The following is a 20,673-nucleotide window of genomic DNA, read 5'->3' as shown; positions in this document are numbered from 1 at the left end:
AATATGAAACAACTTTTCTTTTTCTTTTTTCTGATTACAATTTCTACTGCTGATGCACAATATTTTAGTACCGTTGATGCAAAAGTAAAAAGTTACCCTAAATTTATTTCTGCTGAAAAATTAGCCGACTTAATTTCAGAAGATTTTAATTCAGACACAGAAAAAGTAAGAGCTACTTATATTTGGTTAACACAAAACATCCGTTATGATTTAGCCGAATATTACAGCCCGACTAAAACCAGCTACTCATTTAGTTATTCTTCGGAAGAGGAAAAGCAGCAAAAAATAACAACGTTAAATAATCAAATTGTTTCTGAAACACTTTCTTCTAAAAAAGCTGTTTGCGAAGGTTACGCAAGAGTTTTCGCTAAAATCTGTACACTTCTTAAAATAGAAAATGAATTTATAAAAGGTTATATAAGAAACTCACCTCAAGAAATAGGAATACCTATTTTTAACGCAAATCATGCTTGGAATGCAGTAAAAATTAATGATGAATGGCGCTATTTTGATGCAACTTGGGGAGCTGGACACGAAGAAAACGGAAAATGGAAACGTAGTTTTACGAATTACTTTTTTGATATTCCGACGGAAAAATTATTCTTTACTCATTTCCCTGAACAAACTATTTGGCAATTGAGAGTAAAAAGATTAAGTAAAACAGCATTTTACAAGCAACCTATATATAATCACAAGTTTTTGAACACTAACTTAACTTTAGTTTTCCCAACAAGTGGAGTTATTAAGAAAAACAAAGAAGGTTATATTGAATTTCAGATTAAAAATTTAAAGAGTACTCAAAAAGTATTTGTTGGTTTTAAAGGTAGTAGATACTCTCAAAAACCAAAAATAAATTTTAAAGAGTCAACTGGTTTTATTAAAATAATTCCTCCTAAATCAAGCAAAGAAGCTTATTTAATTATTGACGGTAATGTAGTTTTGGAGTTTTTAATTCAGTAAAAACTATCTTTTATAAAACCCTTTGTGGCTGTGTAAGCTAACTTCTTTTAATACTTTTAAAAGAAGCTCATTATCAACATCTTCAATTGAAGTATAACGTAACGATTTTACAACAGTTCTACCTTCTGAGACCATAACATCTGAATATTCTTCTAGAATATTTTTAGCCCAAAAACCAACATCTACAAATCCTTTTTTGAGAGAAGCATTTATATAACATAATTGATGTCCATTTAAATAATAGACTGGTATTTTCCATTTAAATTTTAACTCAACTTCTGGAAAGTTTGTTTCTATTACAATTTGCAAATGCAATAAAATAGATTTAAAAGGTTCTGGGCGTGTTAAGATATATTCTTCAGCGGGTTTCATTATGCTCTTACTTTTCTAAGAATATCTTCTAATCCGTTTAGTTTTAATTCATAAACAAAACCCATCATTTTCCCGAGTTTCCCTTTTGGAAAACCATGGTTTTTATACCAAACAATATATGCTTCTGGAACGTCTGACAAATACACACCTTTGTATTTACCGTAAGGCATTTTCATTTTGGCTGTATCTATTAAAAATTGTTTGTCTTGAAGCATGAATTATTCTTTTCCGTCTACATAATCTTGTAAATAACTATATCTTTCTGAAAGTTTTCCTCCCGAAGTTGTCATTTTTGCGCGAGCTAAAATTCCGTCTTTATCTTTATTGTAAAATGCTGCTATTACATGTTTTAAAAACATCTCTCCAAAACCTTCACTTGCGTCTTTTGGTAATTCACATGGTAAATTATCTACTGCCATTACTGTAATTGCATTTTCATCTTTAAAAGTTGTTTCGGTTTCTGTTTGTGGATTATAACCATAAAAAGGATCTGCAATTGTTGAAGCTCTTAATGTTGAAGCTACTGGGCCATCTACATCACAAGAAATATCGGCTACATATTTTATATTAAAATCGGTATGTTTTGCATCTTCTCTAGTGAATAAATATGGTGCATCATTTCCGTAAAAATGACCTGCAATAAAATAATCTGTTTCTTTTGCGTACGGCATAAAATTACTTTCGTAACCTGTTGGGTCTTTGTAAAAAGCAAACTTCTCTCCTACTTTACCGTCTTTACGTTTTGCGTATTCCATAACATCTGCCATGCAATAAACTGGTTCTGTAAATTTTGAAGTTAAATACAAAGCATCTGAAACTTGCTTAATACCTAAATGATCTAAAATTTCTTTTGCACCATAAGCAACTTTTCCTGTACCGGTTAGCAAGATTTTTAAATTTGGAAGTGTAATTTTATCTAGTTCGGCTTTTACAGCATCTAAATCTGGTAAGTTTTCTACTTTTGGTAAGCTGAAGGTGTTTTCTCTTAAACCTATTGCTCTAAATCCGTTATAAGCACCTACTAAACCTGCATAACGTCCAAAACCGATTAAACGTGCTCCGTTTTCTTTTGTAATGGTTTCGTGATCAAACAGCTCTATATTTTTGTCTAACATCGCTTTTAACAACTTTCTATTATAAGGTTGTTTTTTTATGGTGTGACTGAAGAAAAAATATTTCTTATTAGGTATTAAATTTTCTAACGGAACTTCTTTTACACCTAACAAAACATCGCAATTTGTAACATCTTCTGTTACTGTAAATCCTGCTTTTTTATATTGTTCGTCTGAAAAAATACGGATATCTGAACTTTCTACCACAATTTCTGCTTCTGGAAATTGTTGTTGCATTTCTTGTAATTTTTCTGGTGAAAATACTACGCGTCTATCTGGTGGATTTTTACGTTCTTTTATAATTCCGAATTTCATACTGTCTGTTTGTTTTTGAAGTGTGGCGAATTTACTGTTTTTTATAGGTTTGTACAAACGTGTTTTGTTATCTTTGTTGCCCGCAAATAAGTTGCGTTAGGGATTGAACGGTTTGTTTGAGCTCGTTGAGGCACGAAACAGCGAGTAGTGAAAGCCCGCTCGAACGCCCAAAAAAACAGGCACAACTTTTGCTTTCTTTGACATATTGGGGACGACTGGTTTTGACAGCAAGACCAGGGATAACGTAAGCATACCGAGGACTGAAATGATGCTCGTAAAACTTATTTCAACAATTTAAACGGCGAGAATAACTACGCTTTAGCTGCTTAATCCGAATCATAGTAGGATTGGCCTAGGCACACAAGGTGTGCAAGCTTTATGTCCACGAACAGCCTTGGTTTATGGCGTTTCACTTTTGGGCATCGTAAAAATAAACATAGAAAACTTGACGCTTTGGCAGGTTTTTGAAACTAAAGAAGATAAGCTAATAACAGATTGTTCTTAATCAGTTTTTAGACGAAAATTAAGAAAGAACTAAGTATGTAGAAAGCTTTTGAACTGCTTGTTTGGACCCGAGTTCGATTCTCGGCGTCTCCACAAATAACTCTTAACTAATTTTTAAGAGTTATACTGTAAGTTTGTAAACTTACAAAAGACTTACTATTTAGAGTGCGCAATACACTCTTTCATAGTTTTTCATAGCAATTTCCCACTTCTCTTTTAGAAGTGGGTTTTCTTTTTTTTATCTTGCAGTTTTAAATCTATCTCTTGAAAAGAATAATTGTTTCTGTTACTAATGACTTGTCTACCGACCAACGTGTAGATAAAGTTTGTAATACATTACATAATAATAATTTTAATGTACTTTTAATTGGAAGAAAATTACCTAATAGTTTTAAATTAGATAGAAAATACAACACTAAAAGAATTAATTTACTTTTTAATACTGGTTTTTTATTTTATGCTGAATATAATTTTAGAATCTTCTTTTTGTTACTTTTCTCAAAAAAAGACATCTTACTATCGAACGATTTAGATACTCTTTTAGCTAATTTTTTAGTCGGTAAAATTCAACGTAAAAAACTGGTTTATGATAGTCACGAACTGTTTACAGAATCTCCAGAATTGATTAACAAACCTTTTGTAAAATACGTTTGGTTAAAATTAGAAAATCTGATCTTACCTAAACTAGAAAACTGCTATACAGTTTGCAAAAGCATTGCTGACTTCTATAACAAAAAACACAAAACAAACTTTAAAGTTGTTAGAAATTTACCAGTTAAAAAAACTATTAAAAAGGGCAAAATTTCTTTTTCTACTAAAACTAAAAAAATAATTATTTATCAAGGTTCCCTTAATATTGGTCGTGGTTTAGAATTAATGATTAATGTAATGAAACATCTTAATAACCATATCTTTATAATTATTGGAAGTGGTGATGTTTATGAAGATTTAAAAAACAAAACTACTAAAGAGAATCTTAATGACAAGGTGAAGTTTTTAGGCAAATTAACCCCAAAAGAATTGCATAAAATAACACCTTTAGCTGATCTAGGAATTAGCTTAGAAGAAAATTTAGGTTTAAATTATCGTTACGCATTACCCAATAAAATATTTGATTATATACAAGCTGAGGTTCCCGTTTTAGTTTCTAATTTACCAGAAATGAAACGTGTTATTATAGATTACAAGGTTGGTGAAATTATTAACGACAGAGCTCCTAAAAAACTAGCAAATCAGATAAAAAAAATACTTGAAAGAGATTTTTCTTCGGAATTAAAAAAAGCTAAAGAAAAATTAGTTTGGGAAAAAGAAGAACCTAAATTGCTTAGTGTTTTTGAAAACTGTTAGTTACTTCTTATATTGATGTGAAGATTTTTTTATACCATTTTTTAAAACTTTACGAATACTTGAACGTAAAAAATTATCCACCAATAAGAAAACATCTCTTATTTTTTCCTTATGATAAGCTCTAAAAGTAGTTACATGAAAAGAATCTGACTGAAACAACGGTTTTTCAGAAAAATAATAATTAGAAACACAGCACCTAACAGCATCAGAATTAACCTTACTAACAGAGTGCCACGAATTATTATGTGTTGCCATAACCACTAACCTATTAAATTTACTAACAATAGTTAATGGAGTTTTCTTTAAGCCATTAGGCCATAACTCTAAATTACCTCCATTTTCTAACTCCCATTCTGGCGATACATAATACAATAGATTTAAAACTCGCCATCTGTTTATATCTTTATCGTGAGAATTATCTAAATGCGGCTTTAAGAAGTTATCTTTTTCCATTAATGACAAGCCACCAGCATACAAATGCTCATCACCATAAGTTGATTCTAAACCACAAATTTCTGAAACTATTTCAATTATTTTTTCATCTTGAAAGGCATAAATAACTTCCTCCAAAAGCGAATCATATTTATCCATTTGAAAAGCTATAAACTTGTATTCTCTTAAATTCTTCCTTCTTACAGAAACTTTTGTCGATGGAAATTTTTGATGAATTTCTAATGCCAATTCTTCTGGCAATAAGTTATCAATGAAAAAATAACCAATAGTAGCTTTAGATTTTAAAAACTGTGCTTTTAAAATCTCTTTATTATTACTTAAATTAGCGAAAATTAAAGCTGTTATTTCCTTTCTACTTAAATTCATAATTCTTTTTAGAAAGTATAAATGTATTCATTTTTTAAATTTTATCTTTGAGTTTTATGAAAAAAAGTATACACTTAGTTTCTTTTGACAATCCTTACCCACCTAATTATGGTGGTGTAATTGATGTTTTCTATAAAATAAAAAAACTACATAAATTAGGTGTTGATATTATTTTACATATTAATGTTTTTGATACACAAAACCAACAACCTGAATTAGAAAAATATTGTAAAAAAATTTACTACTATAAGAGAAAAAATAATTTTTTATCTTTATTTTCTATATTACCTTTCAGAGTTAAAAGTAGAAGTAATTATCAATTAACTATCAATTTAAAATCTGAAACAATACCTATAATTTTTGAAGGTTTACACAGTATTTATCCATTACTTAAATTCAATTTTAAAGATGCTTATATTAGAACTCATAATATAGAACATAAGTATTTTTTTGAATTAAGTAAAAGTGAGAAAAACATTTTTAAAAAAGCTCTTTTTTATGTAGAAGCAATTAAATTAAGAAGAATTGAAACTAATTTAAAGAGAACAAAAGGAATCTTCACTATTTCACCTATTGAACAACGTTATTTTTTATCAAAATTTGGTTTAAAATCAAAATACATCCCTGCTTTTCATGAAGCTAAAAAAAACAACAACTTATTTAGTAAAGGGAATTTTATTTTATACCATGGCAACTTAAACGTTTCTGAAAATGTAACTGCTGCTATGTTTTTAATTGATGTTTATAAAAACAGTGAATTCAATTTAGTTATAGCCGGAACTTTTAAAAACAAACTACTTTTAAGAGAAATAAATAAACATGATAATATTGTTTACAATCCAATACCTAATCAAGAGGAATTGGACAAGCTTTTTGCTCAAGCCCACATAAATATATTAATCACTTTTCAAAATACGGGTATAAAACTTAAACTATTAAATACACTTTATAAAGGTAAATTTATTATTGCAAATAAGTTTATGGTTGAAAAAACTGGTTTAGAGAAACTTTGTAAAATTGCAAATAACAAACAAGAAATTTTAGCAGAAACTTTAAATCTATTCAAAAAGGAGTTCTCTTCTGAAGAAATATTAGAGAGAGAATTAATTTTAAAAGAATTTAATCCTGAAACAAGTGCGCAGAAAATAATAGATATTATTTTTAATTAACGGCTTGCTGTACAACTTCAAACAACTCGCCACCTTCACATTTTACCGTTTTTTGCTTATACTTTACTATTAATTGATAATCGTGAGTTGCCATTAAAATTGTTTTTCCGCTTTTATGAATTTCATTGAGCAGTTCCATAACTTCTAGCGAGGTTTTTGGATCTAAATTCCCAGTTGGCTCATCTGCTAAAATAAGTTCCGGATCATTTAACAATGCACGTGCAATTGCAACTCTTTGTTGTTCTCCTCCAGAAAGTTCAAATGGTTTTTTGTAGTATTTTTCTTTAATACCGACTTTACCTAAAACTTCTTCAATTTTGGTTTTTATTTCAGCTTTGCTTTTCCAACCAGTAGCTTTTAAGACAAATTCTAGGTTTTCAAAAACATTTCTATCGTTCAATAATTTAAAATCCTGAAAAACAATTCCAATTTTTCTTCTCAAAAAAGGAATATCTTTTTCCTTTAACTTCTTTAAATCGAAATCAACAATAGTTCCTAAACCTCGCTGTAGGTTTAAATCGCCATATAAAGTTTTTAGCAAACTACTTTTTCCGCTTCCTGTTTTTCCTATTAAATAGTAAAAATCTCCTTTATTAAGGGTGAAATTCACTTTTGATAACACTAAATTATCTCGCTGATAAATATCTGCATTTTCTAAATGTAAAACTGGTTGTATCATTAAAAAGTAGTTTATACAAAACTATCATTTTCTAGTTGATTTTATAGCTTTTTTGTTAATTTTGATGAAAATTATCAAACAAAAGCTAAAAAACGACGTTATCCTTTTCAGATGACAAAAAATATGAACACTATTTTTAAGAAAAACCTCCTTTGCTTTTCATTCATTTTATGTGGCCTTCTAAATAGTTTTGGGCAAGAAACTGAAATGCAGTTTAACACAACGGCAAAATACCATGAAGCTTTAACTTTATTTAACAACAAAGCTTATGCAGCATCGCAACAACTTTTTGTAAAAGTTTCTAAGTTAGCAGAAGAGAAACAAAGCCTACAAGCAAATGCAGATTATTATGATGCAATGTGCGCCATTAAATTGAATCAAACCAATGCAGATAAAAAAGTTTTAGATTTTGTTGAAAATCACCCAAATAGTAATAAAAAACAACTCGCTTATTTAAATGTTGGTAATTATTATTTTGCAAATAGAAAAGCAGCACATTCATTAAAATGGTACACAAAAGTTGATGAAAAACTTTTAAATACTGAAGATAAAAGCGATTTAAATTTTAAGATGGGTTATGCGCTCTTAGTTTCTGGTTATGTAGATGACGCAAAAAATCGTTTTGAAAAATTATTATCTAATGAACGTTATGGAGATGATGCAAGGTATTACTATGGTTATATTGCTTACAAACAAGAAGATTACGATTTAGCTGAGACTTCTTTAACAGAAATTGCAGATGTTGCTACCTATAAAAACAAAGCTAATTATTACTTATTAGATATTAGTTTTAAAGCTGGTCGATTTGAAAAATCTATTGAAATTGGAAAGAAAATTTTACCTAATTCAGATAAAAAACAACAATCAGACATTAATAAAATAATTGGTGAAAGTTATTTTAACTTAGAAAAATATACTGAGGCAATTCCGTATTTGCAAAACTATAAAGGTAAAAAAGGACGTTGGAACAATACCGATTATTACCAACTTGGCTTTGCTCATTTTAAACAAAATGACTACGGAAACGCGGTTAGAAACTTCAATAAAATAATAGATCAGAAAAACAAGGTTTCGCAAAATGCTTACTATCAATTAGCGGAATGTTATTTAAAACTAGATAAAAAACCAGAGGCTTTAAATGCATTTAAGAGTGCTAGCGAAATGGAATTTGATAAAAAGGTAAAAGAAGATGCTTTTTTAAATTATGCTAAACTAAGTTACGAAGAAGGTAACCCATACCAAAGTGTTCCAGAAGTTTTACAAGCTTATTTAAATACGTATCCAAATTCTCCTCAAACTAATGAAATAAATGAATTATTAATTACTTCTTTTTTACATCAGCAAGATTATCAAGGGGCATTAGATTATATAGAAAAGAATAAAAAATTTAAAAATGACGCCTTAAAAAATGAAGTTTCTCTTTACAGAGGAATTCAACTTTTTAACGAAGACAAACTACAAAAATCGCTGTCTTTTTTAGAAAAAGGAACTCAATCTAACGACTTAGAATTGCAAAATAAAGCTCGTTTTTGGTTAGCTGAAAGTAATTACAGATTAGGAAACTTTCAAAAGGCCTTAGATTTATTTTTAAAGGTTGATAGCTCAGAAACAATAGAAAATAACCTATTAAGTTACAACATTGGTTATTGCTATTTTAAATTAAAAGAGTATCAAAAATCGGCACATTACTTTAATCAATACACAACGCAAAGCAACAATGAAGTTGAATTAAAAGACGATGCCTTTTTACGTTTAGGAGATTCTTATTACGCTTCAAAACAATACTCAAAAGCTATTATTTCTTATGATAAAATAATTACTGATGGAGGTATTGGTGCAGATTACGCACAATATCAAAAAGCAATGAGCAACGGTTTGTCTGGTAATTATCAACAAAAAATAACAGATTTATTAGCCGTTGTAAACACAAAAACTAATTCCAAATTAAAAGACGATGCACTTTTTCAATTAGGAACAACATACACAACAATAAGAGAGAATGATAAAGCACAAGACGCCTACAATAGGTTGTTGAAAAATCATCCTAAAAGTGCTTACAATCCAAATGTTTTATTGCGTCAAGGTTTGTTATTTTACAACACAAGCGACAACAAAAAAGCTTTGTCAAAATTCAAAGAAATTGTTGCCAAATACCCAAATTCAAACGAAGCAAAACAGGCGGTAACAAATGCTAGAAATGTATATATAGATATTGGAAAAGTAGATGAATATGCTGTTTGGGTTAAAGATGTTAGTTTTATAAATGTTACGGATGCAGATTTAGACAATGCTAGTTATGAAGCTGCAGAAAACAAATTTTTAGAAAATAATACTGAAAAAGCTATTGAAGGTTTTGATAAATACTTGCAAAATTTCCCAAACGGATTACATGCATTAAAATCGCATTTTTACTTAGCGCAATCTTATTTAAAAAACAATCAATCAGAGAAATCTATACCGCATTATACATATGTTACAAGCCAAAGCCAGAGCGAATTTAGCGAAGAGTCTTTAAGCAAGTTATCTCAGATTTACCTTGAAAAAGAAGATTGGTTTAACGCAATGTCTTTGTTGGAAAAATTAGAAACTGAAGCTAATTATCCGCAAAACATAATTTTTGCACAAAGTAATTTAATGAAAGGTTATTATGAAGCCGAAGATTATAATAAAGCGGTTGAATATGCTGAAAAAGTTTTAACAACAAATAAAATTGAAAAAACTGTTGAAGCTGACGCAAAAATTATAATTGCACGTTCTGCTTTTAAAACTGGAGATTTTACTACTTCAGAAGAGTTTTTTATTGAAGTTGGAAGAACCGCAACTGGAGAATTAAAAGCCGAAACGTTGTATTATGATGCTTTCTTTAAACATGAAAATAAAGAATATGATTCTTCAACCAAAATAGTTCAAAAATTAATTTCAGATTATTCTGCTTACAAATATTGGGGAGTAAAAAGCTACGTAATAATGGCCAAAAACTATTATGCGTTAGAAGATGCTTATCAAGCTACTTATATTTTAGAAAATATTATTAAAAACTTCACGCAATATGAAGATATAATTGAAGAAGCAACAAGCGAACTCAGAACAATAAAAAACAAAGAAGCCAAAACAAACGAATCTGTAACTCCACAAAAATAGCCCATAATAGGCATTTAATAGTGTTAGTACTATTGTTAAGAATTTAAACAAAAAAAATGAAAAACTACTTTTTTATATTTCTATTGATGTTTGCTGGTAAATTTGTATTTGCTCAAGATAAACCTGCTGTGAAAAAAGTAAAAGACACTATAAAAACTGAAGTTGTAAACGTAGTTTCGTCTTACACCCCAAAGGTTACAGATGCTTTTAAAATTAAGAAAAAACCTACTATTAAACTTTCAGACAAAAGCAAAAAAAAGAAACTGAGTTATCAAATTTTTCCTGCGCCAGTAGCTTCAACTTTTACTCCAAAAAAAGGAGCTTTAAAAGGTGTAGATTTTAGCGAAAGAGAAAAACTATATAAAAATTACCTTGCTGTTGGTTTTGGGAATAACACAACACCTTATTTAGAAACTTTTTTACACCACAGCACTCGTTTTGAAAATGATTTTGGCTTGTATGCAAAATACATTTCATCTAGCGATCCGGTTAAAGACACTGATTTGGATAGTAGTTATTCTAATTTATTAGCTAACTTTTATTACAAACAAGAAGATCGTTATTTCGATTGGAAAGTTGGTTTAGATTTCGAACAAAATAAATACAATTGGTATGGTTTACCAAACACAGCTTATAACAGTAATGTTATAGAATCTATAAATGAAGAGCAAGCTTATAGTTTTATAAATTTACATGGTAAAATAACTTTTGAAGACAATTATATTAACCAAGCTAAAGTTGCTATATCTTATTTTAATGATGATTTTGACAGTAATGAAGTTTCGGTCTCTATTGCTCCACAGTTTCAGTTTTCTTTAGATAGATTTATCCGTAACTCTAACGAAATAATTTTAGATGTTTCTTTAGATTATTTAAGCGGGAGCTTTAATCAATCATACGAAAACACCAATCAGGTTGATTATAGTTTTTTTACTGCTGGTTTAAACCCTTCATACAAATTAAAGTTTTATAATTTTGACATCAACTTAGGAACCAAAATTTACTATACTTCAGATATTGAAAACAGTTTAAGTCAATTTTATGTATATCCAGATGTAAAAATATCATACCCAATAATTGCAAACTTTGCTAACTTATTTATTGGTGCTGGTGGAGATTTACACACAAATTCTTACAAACAATTTACAGATGAAAATCCGTTTATCTCACCAACACAATATATCACACAGACTAATGAAAAATATAATTTTCACGGAGGTATTAATGGAAAATTATCACAAAGTATAAGTTATAATTCTCGTATAAGTTATAAGCAATTTGAAGATAAGGCGTTGTTTTCTGTCAACAATTCCAAATCAGACGGAACAACAATTGCTTCTGGCGGAATAAACTTTTTAGGATATGAATATGGCAATTCATTTAGTGTAATTTATGATGATATTAAAAACATAAATTTCTTTGGTGAAGTAGAATGGGATGTTTCTAAAAACTTAGTAATTGGTGCTAACGGAGAGTTCAATACATACACACCAAAACAACAAGAATTTTCTTGGAATTTACCAAAACTTAAAAGCGAATTATTTGCCAAATACAAAACGGCTAAATGGTATGCAGGAACTACTATTTATTTTGCTAGCAACAGAAAAGATGTTCAATTTGCTGGTGCGTTTCCTTCACTTAGTTCTCCAATTAATTTAGGAAGATACTTTGATGTAAACTTAAATAGTGGTTATAAATTTAGCGATAATCTATCAGCATTTTTAAAAGTAAACAACATATTTAACAACAATTATCAGCGTTTTACGAACTTTAATGTTCAAGGATTTCAAGTTTTAGGAGGAATAACTTATAAATTTGATTTTTAAGAAAGAGCTGCCTAAATTCTGAGATTTATTTTTTGTAGATTTACCTTTTAAAATCAACAAAATGAAAAAACTTTCAATACTACTTTTTGGACTTATTTTAATTGTTTCATGTAAGCAAGAAAATAAAAACAGCTACAATATCAATTCTTTTTCTTCTGAAGAAAAAATAGATTCAACTAACATTAAACAACTGTTTAGTTCAGCTTTAACTGAAGGAAAATCCTATGAATGGTTACGAGATTTAACAAGCAATGTTGGAAGCAGGTTATCTGGTTCGGAAGGCGCAGCAAAATCTGTAATCTGGGGAGAAAAATTAATGAAAGAAGTTGGTTTAGATTCTGTTTGGTTACAACCAGTTATGGTTCCACATTGGGTTCGAGGCGATAAAGAAGTTGCTAACTATACTTTTAACGGGCAAAAAATAAACGTTCCTGTTTGTGCTTTAGGCGGTTCTATTGCTACACCTTCAAACGGAATTACGGGAGAAATAATTGAAGTAAAAAGTGTAGAAGAAGCTGAAAACTTAGGAGAAAAAGCAAACGGTAAAATTGTGTTTTTTAATGGTCGTTTTGATAACACTTTAATAAATACTTTTAAAGCCTACGGCGGATGTGTTGGTCAACGTTTTGCTGGTGCAGCAACTGTTGGTAAATTTGGAGCAAAAGCTGTAATCGTGCGTTCTATGACAAATGGAATTGACGATTATCCACATACAGGTTCAATGGGTTATGGAGATATTCCAGAAGAACAATATATTCCTTCAGCAGCAATTAGTTCTCGTGGAGCAGAAATTTTAAGTGCACATTTAAAAGAAAATCCGAAGTTAAAATTCTACTTAAAGCAAAGTTGTAAAACATTACCAGATGCACCATCTTTTAATGTAGTTGGCGAAATAAAAGGAACTGAAAATCCAGATAAAATTATGGTTGTTGGTGGTCATTTAGATTCTTGGGATTTGGGTGATGGCGCTCACGATGATGGAACAGGAATTGTGCAATCTTTAGAAGTTGCTTATTTGTTTAAGAAAAATAACATTAAACCCAAAAACACCTTACGAATTGTATTCTTTATGAATGAAGAAAACGGAATGCGTGGTGCAAATGAATACGCACGTTTAGCCAAAGTAAATGGTGAATTACACATTGGAGCATTAGAATCTGATGCTGGCGGACACACTCCTCGCGGTTTTTCAATTGATGCAAATGACAACAATATTCACTTATTACAAAGCTGGAAAAAATTATTAAAACCTTACGGTTTACACGACATTGTTAAAGGAGGAAGTGGTGCCGATATTGGACCATTAAAAGACGATCACGTAACACTTGTTGGTTACAGACCAGACTCTCAGCGTTATTTTGATTATCACCATGCAGCTTCAGATACCTTTGATAAAGTAAACAAAAGAGAGCTTGAATTAGGTAGTGCTTCTATGGCTAGTATTGTCTATTTAATGGATAAATATTTATACAACCAAGAAGTTTTAAAGCCATAAATATGGAGACGTTTATTTTGGTAATTCGTATAATTTTTGGGCTATTCTTAATCTATGCTGGGGTTATGCATTTTATAAAACCGAAGTTTTTTAATGGTTTTATTCCAAAGCCGTTACCTAAATTAACGGTAAATTATATTGCTGGTTTTTTGGAAATGGCTATTGGAATTGGTTTATTATTTAATCAAACTGCAAAAAATTCAGCCATTGGTTTTTTTATTTTGATGCTCATTTTTCTCCCATTACATATTTGGGATCTAACAAAAGAGAAACCAGCAATTGGTTCTAAAAAGTTAGCTATAATAAGACTTCCTTTACAATTTGTATTATTATATGCAGCTTATTTAATCTATTTACACTCATGAAAAAATTTATTTATATACTTAGTTTTTTATTAATTGCAGTTTCTTGTAAAAAAGAAAATGTAGATATGTTAGTTATCAACGCAAACTCTTATACAGTAAATTCTAATTTTGATAAAGCAGAAGCTTTTGCCATAAAAGATGGTAAATTTATTGCGGTTGGTTCTTCGGAAGAAATTCATGAAAAATATCAATCAGAAAATACAATCGATGCAAAAAATCAAACTATAGTTCCTGGTTTAATTGATGCACATTGCCATTTTTACAGAATGGGTTTACAGCAACAAAAAGTTAGTTTAGAAGGCACAAAAAGTTACGATGAAGTTTTAGAAAAACTGGTTGCTTTTCAAAAAGAAAAAAACACAACTTTTATCACGGGTCGTGGTTGGGATCAAAACGATTGGGAAGTTAAAGAATTTCCGACAAAAGAAAAATTAGATAAACTTTTTCCAACAATACCTGTTGCAGTTGGAAGAGTTGATGGACACGCATTGTTAGTTAATCAGGCTGCAATAGATTTATCAGGTATTACAAAAGACACTAAAGTTTCTGGTGGTGAAATTATGATGAAAAACGGAAAAATGACTGGTGTTTTAATTGATGCTGCAATGGATTTTATAAAATTTCCTTCAACTTCAAAAAAAGAAGCAATTCAAGGTTTGTTAGATGCTCAAAAAATATCATTTTCGTATGGTTTAACTACAGTTGATGATGCTGGAATTAGCAAAAACACAATCGAATTAATAGACAGTTTACAACAAGTTGGAAGTTTAAAAATGCGTGTGTACGCAATGGTTTCTGGTGATAATCAAAAAGAAATAGATTATTACATTAACAAAGGAATTACAAAAACTGATAGACTAAATGTCCGCTCGTTTAAAGTGTATGGAGATGGTGCTTTAGGTTCCAGAGGAGCTGCAATGCGCAAACCATATTCCGACAGAGAAAATCATTTTGGTGCTTTAATTTATTCACCTGAAAGGTATCAAGAATTGGCAAAACAAATTGCTAATTCAGAATTTCAAATGAACACACACGCAATTGGAGATTCTGCAAATACTTGGTTGTTAAAAACCTATAAAGATGTTTTAAAAAGTGTAAAAAATAGACGTTGGAGAATTGAACATGCACAAATAATATCACCAGAAGATTTCAAAAATTTTGATAATATTTTACCATCTGTTCAACCTACACATGCAACTTCAGACATGTACTGGGCTGGAGATAGAGTTGGAAAAGAACGTGTAAAAGGTGCTTATGCATTCAAAGATTTATTAAATAATTACGGTAAAATTGCTTTGGGAACAGATTTTCCGGTAGAACAAGTAAATCCGTTTTTAACATTTTACGCTGCTACAATAAGGAAAGACATTGACAACTATCCCGTAAATGGATATCAAATGGAAAATGCTTTAACCAGAGAAGAAACCTTAAAAGGAATGACAATTTGGGCTGCTTATTCAAATTTTGAAGAAAATGAAAAAGGTTCTATTGAAGTAGGAAAATTTGCAGATTTTGTTATTTTAAATCAAGATATTATGAAAGTTGAGGGCAATAAATTACCAAAAACCAAAGCTGTTTCGACCTTTGTAAATGGAGAAAAAGTATATTAATCCATTATTTTTGCATCTTTTTTATAATTGTTACGTCTATTAAGTGAACTATAAATTTAGAATCATGGAAAATTATAAAAACCAATGTAGCTGTACCTGTGTAGAATGTTTAAACGGAGATTGTAAAAATTGCACTTGTGATACTTGTACTTGCAACAATTGTAATTGTTAATTAAACCCTATTATTACGAGGAAGGAAGTAACTATCTTTATAAATTAAAAGGTTACTTCGTTTCCTCGCAATGACACAAATTTATTATGACTACACAAGAGGTTTGGACTAAATATCATACAGATTTACAAAATTTTATCATCAGCAAAGTAAAAGAAAAAACTATTGCTGATGATATTTTGCAAGACTCTTTTATTAAAATTCACACTAAACTACATACTTTAAAAGACATTACTAAATTAAAATCCTGGTGTTTTTCTATTGCTCGAAATTCAATTTTAGATTATTGGAAAACCACAAATAAAACTGTAGAAATGGCCAATTTTGAAAGCAAAACTGAGATTGAAGATAATGTCCATACAGAAAAAGATTGTCTTCGCGGAATCCTAAAAAACTTACCTAAAAAATATAGAGATCCGTTGTTTTTATCTGACATAAAAGGATTAAAACAGCAAGAAGTTGCTGAGCAATTAAAACAAACTTTACCAACTACAAAATCTCAAATACAACGTGCACGTAAATTAATTGCTGAAGGTTTTATGGATTGCTGTGGTTTTGTAATGAATACTAAAGGGAATTTAGTTGGCGAAATTCAAGAGAAAGAAGACTGTAAAATCTGTAATTAATTATCTACTTTTATCTCTTAAATTTTTAAGGTGAAAAAAGGTAAACTTATCAGTAAAGAATTAGAAAATTTCTACAACAAAGCATCTGAAGAAACTAGGCTAGAAAAGGAATGGGTATTTTTGAATTTGAAAGAATTAAAGAACTTATTCAACTTCATATTACTAAGAAAAATGCTACTATAATTGATGTTGGTGGCGGAACTGGAAAATACAGCGAATGGTTGGCTAAAAAAGAACACAAAGTTCATTTAGTAGAGCCTGTTTTAAAACACATTAAATTAGCGGAACAAAGAGCCAAAAAACTACAAAATCCATTTTCTATTACAATTGGTGAAGCTAAAAAATTACCTTTTGAAGACAACACTGCTGATTTGGTAATTTTACACGGACCTTTATATCATTTGCAAAAAAGAGAAGACAGAGTTACTGCCATTTTAGAAGCTAAAGAGTTTTTGAAAAAAGGCGGAATTATTTTAGGGTTTGGGATTAATGCAACAGCTTCAACCGTTGTTGGTTTAATGAACGGGATGATTCATGCTAACTCATTTTTGATATGTGTAAAGAGGAACTTACAACAGGAATTCACAATGCTCCAAAAGATTTTCCGTTTTTATTAGCAGACGCTTTTTATCACAAACCAGCAGGTTTAAAAGCAGAGTTTTTAGAACAAGATTTAAATTTTGTTAATCTTTTTGCCGTTGAAGGAATTATTTGGTTGGATAATGAATATTTTGCAAATATGATTGACAAACAAAAATCTAAAACTTTAAAAAGCTTTACAAAACCTCACTCAAAATGATGAGTATTTGTTACCTTTTAGTCCGCATATGATGATAGTAGTTAAGAAATAGTGAAAGAAACTAAGGACAAAGATAATTTTTGGGTTATTTGCAAAAACTGTAAAGGTGAAGGCAAAAAAAAACAACGCCTTTCAAAAAAAGCAAGACTGAACTATAAAGCGGAATTAGAAAAATTCAATAATTCAAATTCTGAAGGAACTGCTCCAATTCCACCTAAAAGTCAATTACAAACGTGTGCTAAATGTAATGGTTCTGGATTAATTTCTTCTAAACAGAAACCCAAAACTGAAACAGAAAAACACCCAAACATTGCTATAATTGGTGGCGGAATTGGAGGCGTTGCACTAGCTGTAGCTTGTTTACATCGTGGAATTCCATTTACACTTTATGAACGAGACCTCGACTTCAATGCTCGATCTCAAGGCTACGGACTTACGTTACAACAAGCAAGTAAAGCAATGGCAGGTTTAGGAATTCTTGAATTAAAAGAAGGAATAACCTCAACAAAACATGTAGTACATACTTCCAAAGGAAAAATTATTGGCGAATGGGGAATTAGAAAATGGGGAAGATCGGAAGACAAAACAGCTCCAAAACACACAAATGTGCACATTGCAAGACAATCTTTGCGTTTAGCTTTATTGGAGCAACTTGGCGAAAGTAATGCTATAAAATGGGGACATCAATTGTTAAGTTTTAAGGAATCTGATACTGAAAATGTTGAATTGAAATTTCAAGTAAATGATGAAATAAAAACGACCAAAGCAAATCTTGTAGTTGGAGCGGATGGAATTAGAAGTACGGTAAGAAAATTTCTTATTGATGAAAACACATCTCCTTTACGATATTTAGGTTGTATCGTAATTTTAGGAATTTGTCCTCTAAAAAATTTAGAAGATATTGAAAGTCCATTATTAGATTCAGCAACGGTATTTCAAACTGCAAACGGATTTGAACGCATTTACATGATGCCTTATGATTCAGAAAATATTATGTGGCAATTAAGCTTCCCAATATCAGAGAAAGAAGCAAAAAACCTGAATATTCAAGGTACAAAAGCACTTAAAGAGGAAGCTAAAAAAAGAACGCAATGGCATAATCCTATTCCACAAATTGTAGCCACTACAAACGAAGCACAAATTTCTGGTTATCCTGTTTATGATCGTGATGTATTACAACCAGAACAATTAGAAAAAGGACATAAAGCAACCTTAATTGGAGACGCTGCGCATCCTATGAGTCCGTTTAAAGGTCAAGGAGCAAATCAAGCTTTGTTAGATGCTTTGGCGTTAGCTCGCGGAATTACAAAAAACTGCAACTCTTTTATCTAATTGGAAAGAAGTTGGAATCCGAAAAAGTGTACTAACTGCTTTTGAATCTGAAATGATAAACAGAAGTACTTCCAAAGTAAAAAGTTCTGCAGAAGCTGCAAAATTATTACATTCCGAAATTGTACTAAAAGAAGGTGATGGACCAAGAGGGAAACATCGGAAATCTTAAAAAAAACAGCAAACTTTACGTCACAAATTAATATAAAAATATTTTTGTATTTTTGTTAAAAAGCCTTCGTTATGAAAACATTACAGCTAAAAGTAAACGATAAAGTTTACGATAAAGTTCTTGCTTTGTTGGGCAAATTCAATAAAGATGAAATTGAAATCATTAGTACAAATGAAAATTTTATAGCTACAAAAAAAAACTTACAAAATGAACTTTCTGAAATTGAACAAGGAAAAGCTTCCTTTGTTTCAGAAGAAGAATTAAAATGCCGGCTAGACAAAATTGTTTAATCTCTACTATGAAAATAGTATTTAAGAAAGTTTTGTTAAGAGGTTAGAAAATCAACTTAGATTTATTGCGAAAGACAAACCAAAAGCAGCAAGAAAATTTAAAAAAGATGTTTTAATAAAATCAAAACAATTGCTACCAATCCATATTTATATAGAAAATCTATTTATTTTGAAGATGAATCTATTAGAGATTTAATCTTTAGAGGCTACACAATAGTCTATAGAATTACTAAAAAACAATTGAAGTATTTGGGTTTGTAAAGTATCAAAGAAAAATCCGTAGATTAAAATCTTTTATTTACAAAATACAAGAAAAGAGAATTGTAAGGTTTGTTCGGTAGGAATATTTTCTTTCTAAAATAAATTAAACTCAAATTCGTTTATTAATTGAAAAGCTATAAAAGAATCTAAATGAAAAAAATAATTCACCTATTACTCTTAACTATTTTTATTTTTCCAATATATGGTCAAAATTCAGATAAAATTTTAGACAGACTAAAAGCTATAAAGAATAAAGATATAATACTTTACAATATAGATGGTATAGATTTTACAAGTCAGACTTTTAGTAATAATTTTTCAAAAAAAGGTTTAAAAAAGATCTTTAAAAAAATATTCAATTAGAAAAAAAGATGTTAAAATAAAGACGGAAAATTAGTTTTCAATAATCTTCACATTAGTAAAACTAAAAAAATATCTGAGAACTTAACTCAAAATAACTCATACTATTTTGTAGAAAATAAAAATAAACGAGTTACCGTTTTTTGGTTTGGTTCTATAAATAAAGAACAAAAAAAACTAGAAAGACAACTGATTCAATTAATAATTAACAATGAGTTACCCAAAAAACATTTCATCAAACTAAAATTGATAGTATTGATTTTGTTGGTAGAAAAATTAAACTTGGAAATGGTTGTTATTGGACAAATATAAACACAATTCAATGTCCTTATAAAGGAGAAATGAATTGGTCCATACATAAAAACTTAAAAAGTGCAGAAGAGTCAATTCAATATCAATTAGCAATATTAAAAGCTAAAAAAGGAGGAAAAATAACTTCTGAAGAAATTTTTAGAAATTAAATTTGAAGGCACACTAACTAAGTCTAAAAAAATTATTTATGATTTCACTGGAACTAAATCTCTTTTAGCAGGAATATCTGGGGGAAAAAATTTAACAGTTTTTTATGTTGCAACAAAGATTAGAGAAAACTATATAAGCTGTGTTTTTAAGTTTTTGGAATAATGACCAAAAAACTAAAACAGGGCTTGTTCCTTTATTAGACGAAGTTATTATTCTAAAATAAAAACTACCTTCTCCTCTTCTTAGAAGAACCTCTTGTAGCTTTCTTTTTCCTTTTATTAAAAGGAACAGCATCATCAAACGTATTTTTAGCGTTTTTAGCGCCTTTATTTTTCTTCCAAGAATTATCTTCTGGTAACAATTTTTGTAATAAATCTGTACGCCCAACAGCGTTTAATTTATCTTTAATCCACTGTTTGTTTTCCTTTTTATACCAAAAAGAAAAACTTGTGTTGATCTTCTTTTTCCTTTTTAGTTTTAGGAGTTTT

The 20,673-nt window shown here is 29.7% G+C and carries 18 protein-coding genes, 1 other RNA gene and 1 pseudogene; 14 read left to right on the top strand and 6 right to left on the bottom strand.

Annotation, left to right across the window (positions count from 1 at the left end):
- Positions 1 to 3: 3 nt before the first annotated feature.
- The gene (locus tag LPB136_RS00100; protein ID WP_072554186.1) at positions 4 to 960 is read left to right on the top strand and encodes a transglutaminase domain-containing protein; all 957 of its coding nucleotides are present in this window, start codon (positions 4 to 6) and stop codon (positions 958 to 960) included.
- A 3-nt stretch (positions 961 to 963) separates the two neighbouring features.
- Here LPB136_RS00100 and LPB136_RS00095 read toward each other — a convergent pair whose 3' ends face one another.
- The 3 genes from LPB136_RS00095 to LPB136_RS00085 are packed head-to-tail and all read right to left on the bottom strand — an operon-like array spanning position 964 to position 2,759.
- The gene (locus LPB136_RS00095) at positions 964 to 1,332 is read right to left on the bottom strand and encodes a DUF1801 domain-containing protein (RefSeq protein WP_072554185.1); all 369 of its coding nucleotides are present in this window, start codon (positions 1,330 to 1,332) and stop codon (positions 964 to 966) included.
- Complete coding sequence (locus tag LPB136_RS00090; RefSeq protein ID WP_072554184.1) at positions 1,332 to 1,547, bottom strand: DUF3820 family protein; 216 nt, start codon at positions 1,545 to 1,547, stop codon at positions 1,332 to 1,334. The genes LPB136_RS00095 and LPB136_RS00090 overlap by 1 nt, the downstream gene beginning before the upstream one ends.
- Positions 1,548 to 1,550: 3 nt before the next feature.
- Positions 1,551 to 2,759 (bottom strand): NAD(P)-dependent oxidoreductase, encoded by a 1,209-nt coding sequence (locus LPB136_RS00085; RefSeq protein WP_072554183.1) that lies wholly within the window; start codon positions 2,757 to 2,759, stop codon positions 1,551 to 1,553.
- A 207-nt stretch (positions 2,760 to 2,966) separates the two neighbouring features.
- Between LPB136_RS00085 and ssrA the strand changes: the two genes are divergently transcribed.
- Positions 2,967 to 3,359, top strand: a transfer-messenger RNA (tmRNA) gene (gene ssrA / locus LPB136_RS00080).
- Between the two features lie 168 nt (positions 3,360 to 3,527).
- The gene (locus tag LPB136_RS00075; RefSeq protein ID WP_072554182.1) at positions 3,528 to 4,610 is read left to right on the top strand and encodes a glycosyltransferase; all 1,083 of its coding nucleotides are present in this window, start codon (positions 3,528 to 3,530) and stop codon (positions 4,608 to 4,610) included.
- Here the strand turns inward: LPB136_RS00075 and LPB136_RS00070 are convergent, their stop codons facing one another.
- On the bottom strand, positions 4,611 to 5,429 hold the full coding sequence (locus tag LPB136_RS00070; protein WP_072554181.1) for a 2OG-Fe(II) oxygenase: 819 nt from the start codon (positions 5,427 to 5,429) through the stop codon (positions 4,611 to 4,613).
- A 56-nt stretch (positions 5,430 to 5,485) separates the two neighbouring features.
- Here LPB136_RS00070 and LPB136_RS00065 point away from each other — a divergent pair, with 56 nt between their 5' ends.
- Positions 5,486 to 6,598 (top strand): glycosyltransferase family protein, encoded by a 1,113-nt coding sequence (locus LPB136_RS00065; protein WP_072554180.1) that lies wholly within the window; start codon positions 5,486 to 5,488, stop codon positions 6,596 to 6,598.
- Here the strand turns inward: LPB136_RS00065 and LPB136_RS00060 are convergent.
- Positions 6,591 to 7,277 carry a cell division ATP-binding protein FtsE gene (locus LPB136_RS00060; protein WP_072554179.1) on the bottom strand — a complete coding sequence of 229 codons (687 nt, stop codon included), beginning with the start codon at positions 7,275 to 7,277 and terminating at the stop codon, positions 6,591 to 6,593. The genes LPB136_RS00065 and LPB136_RS00060 overlap by 8 nt on opposite strands.
- Positions 7,278 to 7,400: 123 nt before the next feature.
- Here LPB136_RS00060 and LPB136_RS00055 point away from each other — a divergent pair, with 123 nt between their 5' ends.
- From LPB136_RS00055 to LPB136_RS00015, 10 genes and pseudogenes are all read left to right on the top strand, one after another.
- Entirely contained in the window at positions 7,401 to 10,418 is a 3,018-nt protein-coding gene (locus LPB136_RS00055; RefSeq protein ID WP_072556854.1) for a tetratricopeptide repeat protein, read from the top strand.
- Positions 10,419 to 10,474: 56 nt separating this feature from the next.
- The gene (locus LPB136_RS00050) at positions 10,475 to 12,244 is read left to right on the top strand and encodes a TonB-dependent receptor (protein WP_158009577.1); all 1,770 of its coding nucleotides are present in this window, start codon (positions 10,475 to 10,477) and stop codon (positions 12,242 to 12,244) included.
- Positions 12,245 to 12,305: 61 nt separating this feature from the next.
- The gene (locus LPB136_RS00045) at positions 12,306 to 13,739 is read left to right on the top strand and encodes a M20/M25/M40 family metallo-hydrolase (RefSeq protein ID WP_072554177.1); all 1,434 of its coding nucleotides are present in this window, start codon (positions 12,306 to 12,308) and stop codon (positions 13,737 to 13,739) included.
- A gap of 2 nt (positions 13,740 to 13,741) precedes the next feature.
- Positions 13,742 to 14,104: a DoxX family protein gene (locus LPB136_RS00040; protein ID WP_072554176.1), complete on the top strand. Its 363-nt coding sequence runs from the start codon at positions 13,742 to 13,744 to the stop codon at positions 14,102 to 14,104.
- Positions 14,101 to 15,714 (top strand): amidohydrolase, encoded by a 1,614-nt coding sequence (locus LPB136_RS00035; protein WP_072554175.1) that lies wholly within the window; start codon positions 14,101 to 14,103, stop codon positions 15,712 to 15,714. The genes LPB136_RS00040 and LPB136_RS00035 overlap by 4 nt, the downstream gene beginning before the upstream one ends.
- Positions 15,715 to 15,972: 258 nt before the next feature.
- A complete protein-coding gene (locus LPB136_RS00030; RefSeq protein ID WP_072554174.1) occupies positions 15,973 to 16,512 on the top strand; it encodes a sigma-70 family RNA polymerase sigma factor in 540 nt (179 codons plus the stop codon).
- Between the two features lie 110 nt (positions 16,513 to 16,622).
- Positions 16,623 to 17,129, top strand: a complete 507-nt coding sequence (locus LPB136_RS14095; protein ID WP_237267402.1) for a class I SAM-dependent methyltransferase — start codon at positions 16,623 to 16,625, stop codon at positions 17,127 to 17,129.
- Complete coding sequence (locus LPB136_RS14090; RefSeq protein WP_237267401.1) at positions 17,066 to 17,311, top strand: hypothetical protein; 246 nt, start codon at positions 17,066 to 17,068, stop codon at positions 17,309 to 17,311. Before LPB136_RS14095 ends, LPB136_RS14090 begins: the two co-directional genes overlap by 64 nt.
- Before the next feature lie 51 nt (positions 17,312 to 17,362).
- Positions 17,363 to 18,812 (top strand): annotated as a pseudogene (locus tag LPB136_RS00020) (FAD-dependent oxidoreductase).
- A 71-nt stretch (positions 18,813 to 18,883) separates the two neighbouring features.
- Positions 18,884 to 19,102, top strand: a complete 219-nt coding sequence (locus tag LPB136_RS00015; protein ID WP_072554173.1) for a tRNA pseudouridine synthase A — start codon at positions 18,884 to 18,886, stop codon at positions 19,100 to 19,102.
- A 1,309-nt stretch (positions 19,103 to 20,411) separates the two neighbouring features.
- Here LPB136_RS00015 and LPB136_RS14185 read toward each other — a convergent pair.
- The gene (locus LPB136_RS14185; RefSeq protein WP_257785993.1) at positions 20,412 to 20,546 is read right to left on the bottom strand and encodes a hypothetical protein; all 135 of its coding nucleotides are present in this window, start codon (positions 20,544 to 20,546) and stop codon (positions 20,412 to 20,414) included.
- Positions 20,547 to 20,673: the final 127 nt, after the last annotated feature.

It is taken from the genome of Tenacibaculum todarodis (assembly GCF_001889045.1).
In the GTDB taxonomy this organism is placed as follows: Bacteria; Bacteroidota; Bacteroidia; order Flavobacteriales; family Flavobacteriaceae; genus Polaribacter; species Polaribacter todarodis.
This window is presented reverse-complemented; position numbering and strand designations above follow the sequence as displayed.